Raw genomic sequence first — 12,742 nt, forward strand, 5'->3', positions numbered from 1 at the left:
ATATACATAAAAATTCCTATATTCGCAGACAGTCTGTTTGTCGAAAGTATAACCGTTAAATTCAGGAAATATGGCGAAATATCTATATTATGTCTGCATCTGCTGTCTTTTGTTCTTATTCAGCGGATGTGAAGGAAAAAATAAAAGCGAGATTGAAGACCTCCCTTTCAGTCCCTATGTAGAGGCGTTCACCTCCGGTACGATTTCAAGATATACGCCGGTATATCTTATTCTCAATCAGGAAATAGCGGCCGACAGGATGAAGCCTGACCGGCTCCGCGACGTAATCAGGATCAAGCCCGAAACAGCCGGGGAGTTCGCATTCGAGAACAATCGGACGATCGTTTTCAAACCGGCCGAAAGCTTCGGGCGCAATACCCGTTACGAGGTAAAGGCAGACCTCTCGGAGTGGTTCGATACGGAACGGAAAGACCAATATTTCACCTTCAGATTCTCGACGCAACCCTTGCTGTTGCGTACCAACTTGCAATCCGTCGATATCAACCGGAAGAATGAAAACGGCTACGACATCGTCTGCTCGGTGTTCACGCCGGATAAGGAAATGCCCGAAACCGTAGAGTCGCTTGTCCGTTTCTCCGAAAAGGCAGACGCCACCTGGCAGCATAGCCCCGACGGGAAGAGGCACGAAGTCTCCATCGCGAACATACAGGCCGGGACGGATGCAACACGCACCTTTACCCTGTCCGTCGCCCCGAACAAGTTGGAAGTGCCGGAAGAAGAATTGCTATCCGTCGACATCCCTGAGCTGAACGATTTCGCCGTATATAAAGTCGAATATGTCGCAAAACCGGAACGCTACGTCGAAGTCACCTTCACGAAACGGCTCGACGCGGCACAGAACATGCAAGGACTCGCCTGGATCGACGGCAATACATCGGAGACCGTGAACGTCGAGGGCAATAAGCTCCGCCTTTACCCCGATGCCGGCAGCAAAGGAGCCCTTAATGTCCATCTGAGCCGGAACATCAGGAGTAAAAACGGGCTGAACCTGAAAGAGAGCATCGTCCGCCAGATCATTGTCAGCGATGAAAAGCCCGAAGTCCGCTTTATCGGCAACGGCGTGATCATCCCGCAGTCCACACAACTGACCGTCCCCTTCCAAGCCGTCTACCTGCGCGGCGTGGTGGTACGTGTCATCAAGATATTCGAACAGAACATCGGGCAATTCCTCCAGACGAACGACCTCGAAGGGACGAGCGACCTGATGCGAGTCGGCCGTCTGATCGCACGCAAAACGATCTTCTTCGATGAAGACGCCCCCCAGGACCTCAGCCGTTGGAATACCTACGCGATCGACCTGAAAGAGCTGATCGACCCCGAACCCGGCGCCATCTACCGGGTGGAACTGTCGTTCAACCGCGATTTGTCGGCCTATCCCTGCGGAGACCTCGTGAAGAAAAGCAAGGAGCAACTGCTTGCCGATGATGCGATCAAGTTCAAGGAAGAGAGCAGCCGTTTCGACGATGGCGGCTACTACTACTATAACGGCGACCTCGACTGGTCCGACTACAACTACGAAAAACGCAACGATCCCTGTTCGAGCAGCTATTATTTCAACCGGTCGACCGGCAAGAACGTCCTCGCCACCAATCTCGGCCTGTTGGCGATGGCCGGCGAAGACAACGAAATGACCGTCCTCGTGCATAACCTCCTCGATACCCATCCGGAGAAAGGCGTCAAAGTCACCGCCTGCAACTACCAGCGCCAGGAATTGGCCTCCGGTATGACGGACGACAAAGGGCAGGTGCGCTTCTCCCTGAAAAACGGCCGCCCCTTCTACCTCACCGCTTCCCTCGGACAGCAACGCTCGTACCTCCGCGTGGATGACGGTTCCGCCCTGTCGCTAAGCTCGTTCGATGTCTCCGGCGAAGTCGTGCAGAAAGGCATCAAAGGCTTCATCTACGGCGACCGCGGCGTGTGGCGTCCGGGCGACACGCTGCACCTCGGCTTCATGCTGAACGACCGCAGCCGGATGCTCCCGCCGAACCACCCGGTCATCATGGAACTCTGCAATCCGCTTGGCCAGCTCTACCTGCGCAAGACACAGACGAAAGGCGAGTCAGGACTCTACGCTTTCGACATGCCGACCGAATCCGACGCCCCGACAGGCGCTTGGAACGTCAATGTCAATGTCGGCGGCGTCACCTTCACCAAACGCCTCCGCATCGAAACGATCAAACCGAACCGCTTGAAGATCTCCCTTGCGATGCCCGAAAAAAATTTGCTCCGGGGCGAACCGCTCGATGCCGCTATGCACGTCGAATGGTTGCAGGGAGCGACCGCCCGCAACCTGAAATATGACATCCAGGGAACCTTTATCCCGACCCCGACCACCTTTGCCGGCTATCAGAAATTCTATTTCGACGATCCCTCGAAAATCTTCAATAGCGAAGAAAGCAAAGTGATCTCGGGTACGACCGATGCCGCAGGCGACGCCACCATCAAGGCCCGTTTCGAGATCGGCGCCTCGGCCCCCGGCATGCTGTTGGCGAACTTCGTCACCCGCGTGTATGAAGAATCCGGCGATTTCAGCATCGACGCCAACCGGGCGTTCTATTCACCCTACCGCCGCTATGCCGGCATCAAGTCGCCCCGGCAAGACGAGAAACCGTTGGAGACCGGGACCGAATACAAATACGAGGTAGCCTCCGTCGACTACTTGGGAAAGGCGCAGGCCGACACCGAACTGGAAGTGAAGGTCTATAAAGTCCATTGGTACTGGTGGTGGAGTTCGGACAACGGCAGCCTGGCGAACTACGTCTCCGACTCGTACAACAAGCCGGTGAAAACCTTCACCGTCCGTACGGGTGCAGATGGCACGGCCTCCTTCAACCTGAAATACGCCGACGCCGATTGGGGAACCTATTTCATCTCGGTGAAAGACAAGGAAAGCAAACACTCCACCGGTGTGATGAGCTACTTCGACTGGCCTTATGGCGAGGGAAGACGCGACGCCGACGGTTCTTCGTCCGCCAATATGCTCACTTTCAAGACCGACAAGGAGACCTACGCCCCCGGCGAACAGATCATCGCCACCTTCCCCTCCGTCAAGGGAAGCCGCGCGATCGTCAGCATCGAGAACGGCACGCGTGTCCTCTCGACCACCGAGCACATGTGCGACGATGGGCAGACCACGGTCAAGCTCGCCGTCACCCCCGACATGCAGCCCAACGCGTACCTATATATAACGCTGCTCCAGCCGCACGGCGTCACGAAGAACGACCTTCCGATCCGCATGTACGGTGTCGTCCCCTTCACGGTTACCTCACCCGAAAGCCATTTGGCCCCGGTCATCCGTATGGCGGACGAGATCAAGCCCGAAGCCCCTTACCACGTGACGGTCTCCGAGAAGAACGGCCGCGAGATGGCCTACACGCTGGCGATTGTCGATGAAGGCCTGCTCGACCTCACCCGCTTCCGCACGCCCGATCCCTGGCAGGCGTTTAACGCCCGCGAGGCATTGGGAGTCAATACCTGGGACTTGTACAACCATGTGGTCGGCGCGTATGGCGGCCGCATCGAGCAACTGTTCAGCATCGGCGGCGACGACGCCCTGAACAAAGGCCCGAAAGCAATCGTGAACCGTTTCAAGCCGGTCGTGCAGTTTGCCGGCCCGTTCCTGCTGAAGAAAGGGGAAAAACGGCAGCATACCTATCAGATGCCGAATTATAACGGCCGTGTCCGCGTCATGGTCGTCGCCGGAAACGGGGAGGCCTACGGCAACACGGAGAAGAGCGTGCTCGTGCGCAAGCCCGTCATGCTGCTCGGCACACTTCCGCGCGTCATCGGCATAGGAGAGGAGATGGCAGTTCCCGCTACCGTCTTTGCTACCGAAAAAGGAGTAGGAGACGTGCAGGTCACGATCGCTTGCTCCGGCAACATGGAGGTCGTCGGCGAGAAGAGCCGTATGCTGCACTTCGAAACGGTCGGCGACAAACTGGCGCAGTTCCGCATCCGCGTGAAAGACACCCCGGGAGCCGGACACGTGAAGATCACGGCTACCGGCGGCGGTGAAAAGTCGGTATATGAAACCGATATCGAGATCCGCTCCGTGCGCCGTCCGCAAGTCAAGGTGACGCCCGTGACGCTCGAAGCCGGAAAGAGCTGGAAAGAGACGATCGGCCTTCCCGGCGTGGACGGCACGAACTCCCTTGTGCTCGAAATGTCGGATGTCCAGCCAGTCAACCTCTCCACGCGGTTGTCCTACCTCATCGGCTATCCGCATGGATGTGTCGAACAGATCACCTCGAAAGGGTTCCCGCAACTGTACCTGAGCGGATTCGCCTCGTTGACCCGCGAGCAGGAGCAATCGGCCGAAGCAGCCGTGAAAGAAGTGATCCGCCGCCTGCGTTCCTACCAGACGGTAAACGGCTCTTTCTCCTACTGGCCCGGCGAAACCTCCTCCAACGCCTGGGGCACTGTCTATGCTACCCACTTCCTGCTCGAAGCCGAGAAGAAAGGTTACCTTGTGCCCGAAGGCATGAAACGGAATGTGTTGAACGACTTGATCCGCATCGCCCGTAACTGGAAACCGCAAGCCTCCTATTCTGCCGAATCAGAAGAAATGACACAGGCATACCGCCTGTTTGTCCTCGCTTTGGGACAGACCGCCGAGGTAGGCGCCATGAACCGCTTGAAAGAGAGTAAGAAGCTCGCGCCTATGAGCCGCTATCTGTTGGCGGCCGGATATGCCTTGATCGGACGTCCGGATGTTTCGAAGGAGCTGATCGCAAAGACCACGGCCCTGACCACCGCCTATTCCGAATACGACCAGACGTTCGGCAGTGACCTGCGCGACACCTCCATCCGCCTGATGACGCTCTGCCTGCTCGACAACGGCAAGGAAGCGGCCCTCCTGGCGAATGGAATCTCCAAGACGCTTGCGTCCGACGAGTGGCTGAGCACGCAATCGACGGCATTCAGCCTGGTGGCCCTTTCCGACTATATGGAGAAATACAAAGTGTCCGGCTCGATGGACTTCTCCTATGCCGTAGGCGGCAAGACGGAGAAGGTTTCCACCACCCGGAACATCTGGACGGAGACGTTGCTCGACAAGGCCGCCTCGTCCGCCTCTCTGGAGTTGAGGAATACCGGGAAATCCACCTTGTTCGCCCGCCTCGTGACCGAGGGGGTCCCGGCCGAGGGCAAAGAGGAAGCCTATGCGAACGGCCTGACGCTCGCCGTCAGCTATATGGATGGGAACGGCCGTCCGGTGAATGCCTCCGCTTTGCAGCAGGGCGCGAACTTCACGGCTGTGGCGACCATCGCGAACCCGTCTCCGCGTGGCTATAGCCGCTTGGTGCTGACCGAGATTTTCCCGGCCGGATGGGAGATCCTGAACACGCGCTTCCTTACGGGCGGCACGGCAGACAACCGCGTGGCAGGCGTCAACTACCAGGATATCCGCGACGATCGCGCCTACAGCTACATCGACTATCTGCCTGCCGGAAAACAAGTGACGGTCCGCATCCACCTCTGCGCCGTCTATCCCGGTCGTTTCTATTTGCCTCCGGTCTACTGTGAGGCGATGTACGACCCTACAGTTCGGGCGAATACGGAAGGGATGACGGTGAGGGTGGAGTGATCGGAGATAGCTTATTCTTTCAGCAAAGAACCTATCGCTTCTATGAAAGCCATAGCTTTAGGCAGCAATTCATCTATTTCCTCTTCACTCGAATAAGCGAAATCGTCATAGTCACTACTATGTCGGCGTTCAAAGAGCAAGGAAAAACAGCGTCCCGACTCACGGGATAAGCGATTGGTTGCTACAAAGTGCATTCCGATCATTTGCTTGACTCCGGCATGGGTACTTGGATTTATCCCATGTTTGATGAGCAAAGCTATTGCTGCATAATAGCAAGCATAGTATAAGCGGTTGACTGCCGTATTATAATATCCCTGTTGTTTTAGATAGGGTACTTCTTTTATTGTTTCATTGGCACGTTGATAACGATAAGTTACCAATGCATTCAGGTTTTCATGGCTTAACTGTTCTTTCATAATACAATTCCTTCATTCGTTACGTTTATATGAAAAGGAGTGCGGAATGGCCGCTTTTCCCAAATATCCTTTAACAGGACTCGTACGTTTATTTGCACACCTGTTTCTATTTCAATATCATATAGAGGGGCAATGATGCGCTCTTCCTCCTTTACGGTCAGTTTAGTGCCTTCAACCAATATCAACAAATCGATGTCACTGTCCGGACGAGCATCTCCGCGTGCTTCGCTACCATAAAGTATAGCTTTTGCATTGGGAGCTACCTGTAACAGGACTTTCTGTATTTGCTTTATGATTTGCGGACGTTTCATATTCTATTTCTTGTTTTTGGGCAAAGTTAGACAGAATATTTGGAAAATCATAATGAATATTTTTTATGTTAGGGTTACTGCATCAAAATATGGATTCACTTCTGCCTGTATTCGAAACACACAAATAAAGATTTATCTGTGAGCAAACAGCTACATTTGGAAAAATCGACCTAAGAGATTGAATTTCAAAATATTTTATTTTTCAAAAACGCTTGGTTTTCACAACTTATATTATACCTTTGCAAAAGACTGAAAAAAGATGCTTTAATCAGTCATTTTAGTCCGATCGTACGGCTATTTTGTCGGTACAGTTCGAACAAAAATAATCTCGTAGGCATACGGAACAGCTAAAAAGCGGTTTAAAACGGCCTCGGACATATACGGGACGGAAAAGAAATGAAATGTAATCATCCCGAACATGTCCGAGACGGCAAAAAAACGGTTTCAAATGGACTCGTAGCTGTCGGAGACGGTATTAAAACAAAATGGAGCGCATCGAACTGCCTCCGTGTAATAATAATTAATAATTTACCTTAAAAACAAAATCATGGCAAGAGTCCAAACATTTCCTAAATCTAAGCTGAAGTTAGCAGAACTTCAAGCAGTCGGTCACGCTATCGAAAACCAAATCCTGTCAGCCGATACCGATGTGACTGTGACAGATTTCCAATCACAATTTGACGAGTATCAATCCGCTCTTTCCGTCTTTGACAGCAGCCTCTTGAAGCTCAAAAAAAGCAACTGGACCAACGTAATGAAAGAACTCAAAGCGAAACGTACGAAATTGCGCAGCAATGCTTTCTCTAACATACGTTCTTTGGCCAACTGTACGGATGAAGAAATCAAAAAACCGGCCGTCATGCTGCTCCCTTTGATCGACCGTTATAAATACGTATATCAAAAGACCTTCGACGACCAGACAGGGCATACTTCGAAGTTGATATCGGAAGTTGAATCGGACACTTTCAAGTCGCATGTTGAAAAACTAAAACTGACGAAATGGTTTGCTGATATCAAGGCAGTCAACAACGAATGCGCCGAAGCCTCTTCCAAGCGCAAGGAAGAACAGAGCCTGCGCAACCAGCCGGTAAAGACGCCGGTAAGCCGTGCCGCTTTCAACAGATCCTATGAAGCCCTGGTCATACGCCTCAATTCCCTGGCCGAGATAAACGGGGATGATAGTTACATCGGGTTGTTCTCATGGTGGAATGAACTGATCGACAGCTACCGCGTCAGCATCAGCCTGCGCAGCGGCAAGGGCAAAGGCGGCAAGACCGACAATGGTAGCAGCAGCAAGCATGATCCCAACTCCGGCGGGAACATAAATGAAGAGCGTCCAGGAGAATTACAGAATTAACGTACTGACTACCTGAGAAACGATCCTATCGGACGGGACGGATAGTACGATGCAAAAAAGGAATCACATCGGCAAAAAAGCACAGAGCCGTTCCAGATACTTCGCATCTGTCCCGTCGAATGCATTCAAGTTGTCGCTATCGATATCCAAGACAGCGACAACTTTCCCTTTTCTGACCACCGGCACGACGATCTCCGATCGCGAATCCGAACTACAGGCGATATGCCCCGGAAACAGTTCCACGTCCGGGACGACAATTGTCCGTGCTTCCTTCCATGCCGTCCCGCATACGCCTTTTCCATACCGGATACGTGTGCAGGCGAGCGGACCCTGGAACGGGGCGAGCACGAGCATCTCTTCTTTCACCACATAAAAGCCTACCCAGAAGAAATCGAATGTTTGTTTCAGGGCAGCGGCGACATTCGCCATATTGGCGACGACGTCCGTCTCTCCCGCTGTCAGCGATTGCAATTGAGGAAGCAGCGTCTCATACATTTCCTGCTTGTTCCTACCGTTAATGATTAAGTTTTCCGCCATTTTTTATAATTTATAAGATAACAAAAGTAACCTTTTTTTTGGATTCTCCGTACCTTTGTGATATGAGTAAACAGAATTCTCCTTTGGTGCTTGGAACTGAGCACATCAGCAAGTTATTGACACAATATGCCATACCGGCCATTATCGCCATGACTGCCTCTTCGCTCTACAATATGGCAGACAGTATATTTATCGGACACGGAGTAGGGCCGTTGGCTATCTCCGGCCTGGCGCTGACATTCCCGTTGATGAACCTCGCGGCCGCTTTCGGCTCGCTGGTCGGGGTAGGGGCTTCGACGTTGGTGTCCGTGAAGTTGGGACAGAAGGAATATGAAGGGGCGAACAAGGTGTTGGGAAACGTGCTGGTACTGAACGTGGTCTTGGGACTGGCCTTTACACTGGTCTTTATGGCGCTGCTCGACCCGATCCTCTATTTCTTCGGGGCGAGCGAGAACACGATTTCGTATGCCCGCGATTATATGAATGTGATCCTGATGGGAAATGTGATCACTCACATGTATTTAGGGCTGAATGCCGTCCTGCGCTCTTCCGGCTTCCCGAGGTTGGCGATGTATGCGACGTTGGCCTCGGTCGTGATCAACTGTGTGCTAAATCCGCTCTTTATCTTCGGATTCGGCTGGGGGATCAAAGGATCGGCATGGGCTACCGTCATCTCGCAGGTCATTTCGCTGACCGGGCAGTTGATCCATTTCTCCCGGCCGAAGGAATTGTTGCATTTCAAGAAAGGCATTTACCGGCTGAAAAGCGAGATCGTGAAGGGGATTCTTTATATCGGGATGTCGCCCTTCCTGATGAACCTTTGCGCCTGCCTGATCGTGATCCTGATCAACCGGGGACTGAAAGAACACGGTGGCGATATGGCGATCGGGGCATACGGGATCGTGAATCGGATTGTATTCCTCTTCATCATGATCATCATGGGGTTCAATCAGGGGATGCAACCGATTGCCGGCTATAACTTCGGCGCCCACCAGTATTCGCGGGTGACGGAGGTGACGAAGCTGACGATGAAGTGGGCGATAGGCGTGGCGACGACGGGATTCCTACTTTGCCAACTGTTCCCGTCGATGATCGTCCGCATGTTTACGACCGACCCGGAGCTGATCGAGGCGGCAGTGTATGGTTTGCATATCGTTTTCGCCGTCTTTCCGATTGTCGGTTTCCAGATGGTGGCGACCAACTTTTTCCTCTCCATCGGGATGTCTAAGAAGGCCATCTTCCTCTCGCTCACCCGCCAGATGCTGTTCCTCGTCCCCTGCCTGCTGATCCTTCCCCGGTGGCTCGGGACGCTTGGCGTATGGATCAGTATCCCGATTGCCGATACGACCGCCACAATTGTCACGGCTCTTGTCTTGATAAACCAGTTCAGAAAGTTTCATTCTAAATAAATTTTGTTTACCTTTGTCTTATAACATAATACGAATGAATAATGAGGACAAAAGCAGAATATCTCGAATTACTTCGTTGCTACAAACAACAAATGGCGGAACAATATGGCATTATCCGTTTAGGAATCTTCGGTTCCGTTTCCCGCAATGAGCATGAAACGGATAGTGATCTGGATGTTTGTGTGGAAATGAAGGAACCGGATGGTTTCATTCTTTTAAATATTAAGTATGAATTAGAAGAATTGCTGAATTGCAAAATAGATATTATTCGTCTGCGAGATAATATGAATGCTTTATTAAAAAGAAATATAGAAAGGGACGGGATTTATGTGTAAGGAAGAAGTCTTATTATTATTCGAGCAGATCCAAGATTCATTGGAAACGATTATTACTCGTGCTATTCCAGTAAATACGGCAGAAGATTTTACTCATTCTGCTGATGGTATGATGCGATTAGATAGTATTTGTATGCTATTAGTTACTATCGGTGAAGCCATAAAGAATATCGATAAATATACACATAAGTCACTTCTTCCAAAATATCCGGAAATTAATTGGCGGAATGTTATGGGATTACGTGATATAATCGCTCATCAATATTTTAATGTAGATGCAGAAATAATCCTTCGTATTGTAAAGATTAATATTCCTCAGTTACAAAATGTAATAAAGCAAATTATTATTGAATTAAGGAAAGAAGCATTAGAAGATATCTAAAACATAGAATTGATAGATATGGATAACAAGATCATATTGACCATCGGCCGGCAGTTCGGCAGCGGTGGTCGCGAGATAGGACAGAAGCTGGCAAAAGAGCTGGGCATCAGCTATTATGACAAGGAGCTGATGGCGCTTGCCGCGAAAGAAAGCGGGTTGAGCGAGGAGTTTTTCGAGAAGGCGGACGAGAGGGCTTCCAGCGGTTTGGCTTATGCCTTTACGATGGGCTATTCGTATATGGGCCTGTTCCCGCCCTATGCCGATGTGTTATCTAACGACCGTTTGTTTCTGTATCAGAGCGATACGATCCGTAACCTGGCGGAAAAAGGCTCTTGCGTGATTGTCGGGCGGTGTGCCGACTATATCCTGCGTGACGATCCCGACTGCCTGAGCTTCTTTATCCATAACAACAAGGAGAACCGCATCCAGCGGATCATCGAAAGCCAGGGACTGACGGTCGAACAGGCAGAGGAACTGATGATGAAGACCGACAAATCGCGTGCCGCTTACTATAATTATTATACGAATAAGGAATGGGGAGTCGCTTCGACCTACAATTTCTCGATAGATGTCTCCGTATTGGGAGTCGACGAGACTGTCGCATTCATGAAAAGTTTCGTCGAACGGAAAATGAACAAACGTCCGCCGCATTTCGGATAATTTGTTATCTTTGCAACCGACTTATCATAGGGGTGCCTTACTATACAGGCTGAGATTATACCCATTGAACCTGCCGGATAACGCCGTGAAGGGAAAAGGTAGAATTACTAAATAAAGGGAAGCGTTACCTCTATGTGCTTCCCGATGTTTAAACTCTAATTATTATTTGTAATGGAACAGATTGTTTCAACAGGGATTATCGACTCTTACTTTGCGAAGTTAAAGAGCAATTTGTCTATTGATGTCGCGATTGTCGGTGGCGGTCCTTCCGGTATCGTGGCCGCTTATTATCTGGCCAAGGCCGGAAAGAAGGTGGCTTTGTTCGACCGTAAGTTGGCCCCAGGTGGAGGTATGTGGGGCGGCGCCATGATGTTCAACGATATCGTGGTCCAGGAAGAGGCTATGCCGATCGTGCGCGAGTTGGGCGTAAGCTATAAGGATGCGGGCAACGGCACGTATATCATGGATTCCGTACATACGACCTCGGCTTTGATCTATAGCGCGACGAAGGCCGGTGCGACGATTTTCAATTGCTATTCCGTAGAAGACGTGGTGTTCCATAACGATGCCGTAGCCGGCGTGGTGGTAAACTGGGCTCCGGTGATCCGCGAAGGGATGCATGTGGACCCGTTGACGATCATGTCCAAGGCTGTCCTGGAGGGAACCGGCCATGACTGCGAAATCGCCCGCGTGGTGGCTCGTAAGAACGATATCAAGCTGAACACTCCGACCGGAGGCGTGATCGGCGAACGTTCGCTGAACGTCGAGTTAGGTGAGTCTACAACCGTAGAAAATACGAAGGAGATCTATCCGGGACTGTTCGTTTCCGGTATGGCGGCCAATGGGGTAAGCGGCAGTTTCCGCATGGGGCCGATCTTCGGCGGTATGCTGATGAGCGGTAAGAAGGCGGCCGAACTGATTTGTGCGAAGCTGGACAAATAAAAATATCGGTTGGTTGCATAAGTCTTCATTAATCTGTATATTAGAACACAGATAACACGGATGAGACGGATTCACACAGATTGATTATTGTAAATCAATAAAATAAAAATCTGCGATTATCTGTTGAATCAGTGTCATCTGCGTTCTATTTTATATCTTGACACATCCTCCTTAAAAGAGTCGGAGGCAAAATCACTATAAACATATCGATACATCATTATTTAATATATAAATGACTGCTTGGTAATTAAAAACTTCTTATTTTTGTAGTCGATAAAAAAGATGAAAGCGAAAAAGAAAATATACCAGTATGTGATGCTGCTTGTTAGTATCGTGGTGCTACTGTCGGTGGTCATACCGCATCATCACCATAGTAACGGGTTGCCGTGCTATAAATCGCTTTCTACCGAAGCCGCTCATGGCGGGCACGGGAATCCCGAATCTCATGATTGCGGATGCAACGGGCATAATATCGCACTCTACACTTCCATTTTCACGCATGTGACGGATGGAGACGTGAACCAGTTCCTTTTCCCGTTGCTTGTACTGTTTGATTATATAAATCCTCCTGTTCCGGTCTTTTACAAGCTCTTGTTCAAGAAGGACCGGACCTGCTACATCGAATCCTTGCATGATACGTGGATCATTTCTGCGTCAGGGCTTCGTGCGCCTCCGTTTCTTGTATGATTGATGATTGCGGAAGGTAGTATCGGGAATGTTAATTCCTGCCTTTGATACAACTTTCATCCCCATTTATTTATTATCGAATATACAGTAAACGAATTTAC

General features: G+C 50.8%; 11 protein-coding genes. 8 read left to right on the forward strand and 3 right to left on the reverse strand.

Annotation, left to right across the window (positions count from 1 at the left end):
* Nucleotides 1-70: 70 nt before the first annotated feature.
* Nucleotides 71-5,605 carry an alpha-2-macroglobulin family protein gene (locus ACW6QF_RS10980; RefSeq protein WP_456087860.1) on the forward strand — a complete coding sequence of 1,845 codons (5,535 nt, stop codon included), beginning with the start codon at nt 71-73 and terminating at the stop codon, nt 5,603-5,605.
* 11 nt (nt 5,606-5,616) lie between these two features.
* On the opposite strand, the gene ACW6QF_RS10985 is transcribed toward ACW6QF_RS10980, so the two are convergent.
* Together ACW6QF_RS10985 and ACW6QF_RS10990 are read right to left on the reverse strand one after the other, a co-directional pair.
* Nucleotides 5,617-6,021: a HEPN domain-containing protein gene (locus ACW6QF_RS10985; protein ID WP_298548049.1), complete on the reverse strand. Its 405-nt coding sequence runs from the start codon at nt 6,019-6,021 to the stop codon at nt 5,617-5,619.
* Nucleotides 6,018-6,332 (reverse strand): nucleotidyltransferase domain-containing protein, encoded by a 315-nt coding sequence (locus ACW6QF_RS10990; RefSeq protein ID WP_298548047.1) that lies wholly within the window; start codon nt 6,330-6,332, stop codon nt 6,018-6,020. Before ACW6QF_RS10990 ends, ACW6QF_RS10985 begins: the two co-directional genes overlap by 4 nt.
* A 547-nt stretch (nt 6,333-6,879) precedes the next feature.
* On the opposite strand from ACW6QF_RS10990, the gene ACW6QF_RS10995 reads away from it, so the two are divergent.
* Nucleotides 6,880-7,689, forward strand: a complete 810-nt coding sequence (locus ACW6QF_RS10995; RefSeq protein WP_456087861.1) for a DUF6261 family protein — start codon at nt 6,880-6,882, stop codon at nt 7,687-7,689.
* Nucleotides 7,690-7,752: 63 nt separating this feature from the next.
* Here the strand turns inward: ACW6QF_RS10995 and ACW6QF_RS11000 are convergent, their stop codons facing one another.
* Nucleotides 7,753-8,226: a GAF domain-containing protein gene (locus tag ACW6QF_RS11000; protein WP_456087862.1), complete on the reverse strand. Its 474-nt coding sequence runs from the start codon at nt 8,224-8,226 to the stop codon at nt 7,753-7,755.
* Between the two features lie 62 nt (nt 8,227-8,288).
* Between ACW6QF_RS11000 and ACW6QF_RS11005 the strand changes: the two genes are divergently transcribed.
* From ACW6QF_RS11005 to ACW6QF_RS11030, 6 genes are all read left to right on the forward strand, one after another.
* On the forward strand, nt 8,289-9,635 hold the full coding sequence (locus ACW6QF_RS11005; protein ID WP_456087863.1) for an MATE family efflux transporter: 1,347 nt from the start codon (nt 8,289-8,291) through the stop codon (nt 9,633-9,635).
* A gap of 41 nt (nt 9,636-9,676) precedes the next feature.
* Nucleotides 9,677-9,970: a nucleotidyltransferase family protein gene (locus tag ACW6QF_RS11010; protein ID WP_298548038.1), complete on the forward strand. Its 294-nt coding sequence runs from the start codon at nt 9,677-9,679 to the stop codon at nt 9,968-9,970.
* Nucleotides 9,963-10,352, forward strand: a complete 390-nt coding sequence (locus ACW6QF_RS11015) for a HepT-like ribonuclease domain-containing protein (protein WP_456087864.1) — start codon at nt 9,963-9,965, stop codon at nt 10,350-10,352. The genes ACW6QF_RS11010 and ACW6QF_RS11015 overlap by 8 nt, the downstream gene beginning before the upstream one ends.
* A gap of 18 nt (nt 10,353-10,370) precedes the next feature.
* Nucleotides 10,371-11,012, forward strand: a complete 642-nt coding sequence (locus ACW6QF_RS11020) for a cytidylate kinase-like family protein (protein WP_298548034.1) — start codon at nt 10,371-10,373, stop codon at nt 11,010-11,012.
* A 171-nt stretch (nt 11,013-11,183) separates the two neighbouring features.
* Nucleotides 11,184-11,954 (forward strand): sulfide-dependent adenosine diphosphate thiazole synthase, encoded by a 771-nt coding sequence (locus tag ACW6QF_RS11025; RefSeq protein WP_005644098.1) that lies wholly within the window; start codon nt 11,184-11,186, stop codon nt 11,952-11,954.
* Between the two features lie 282 nt (nt 11,955-12,236).
* The gene (locus ACW6QF_RS11030; protein WP_456087865.1) at nt 12,237-12,641 is read left to right on the forward strand and encodes a DUF6769 family protein; all 405 of its coding nucleotides are present in this window, start codon (nt 12,237-12,239) and stop codon (nt 12,639-12,641) included.
* The last annotated feature ends 101 nt before the right edge of the window (nt 12,642-12,742 follow it).

This window comes from Parabacteroides sp., assembly GCF_977054455.1.

Coding starts and splice junctions, on each gene's coding strand:
- ACW6QF_RS10980 (WP_456087860.1), top strand. CDS start 71: ATGGCGAAATATCTATATTATGTCTGCATCTGCTGTCTTTTGTTCTTA.
- ACW6QF_RS10985 (WP_298548049.1), bottom strand. CDS start 6,021: ATGAAAGAACAGTTAAGCCATGAAAACCTGAATGCATTGGTAACTTAT.
- ACW6QF_RS10990 (WP_298548047.1), bottom strand. CDS start 6,332: ATGAAACGTCCGCAAATCATAAAGCAAATACAGAAAGTCCTGTTACAG.
- ACW6QF_RS10995 (WP_456087861.1), top strand. CDS start 6,880: ATGGCAAGAGTCCAAACATTTCCTAAATCTAAGCTGAAGTTAGCAGAA.
- ACW6QF_RS11000 (WP_456087862.1), bottom strand. CDS start 8,226: ATGGCGGAAAACTTAATCATTAACGGTAGGAACAAGCAGGAAATGTAT.
- ACW6QF_RS11005 (WP_456087863.1), top strand. CDS start 8,289: ATGAGTAAACAGAATTCTCCTTTGGTGCTTGGAACTGAGCACATCAGC.
- ACW6QF_RS11010 (WP_298548038.1), top strand. CDS start 9,677: ATGAGGACAAAAGCAGAATATCTCGAATTACTTCGTTGCTACAAACAA.
- ACW6QF_RS11015 (WP_456087864.1), top strand. CDS start 9,963: ATGTGTAAGGAAGAAGTCTTATTATTATTCGAGCAGATCCAAGATTCA.
- ACW6QF_RS11020 (WP_298548034.1), top strand. CDS start 10,371: ATGGATAACAAGATCATATTGACCATCGGCCGGCAGTTCGGCAGCGGT.
- ACW6QF_RS11025 (WP_005644098.1), top strand. CDS start 11,184: ATGGAACAGATTGTTTCAACAGGGATTATCGACTCTTACTTTGCGAAG.
- ACW6QF_RS11030 (WP_456087865.1), top strand. CDS start 12,237: ATGAAAGCGAAAAAGAAAATATACCAGTATGTGATGCTGCTTGTTAGT.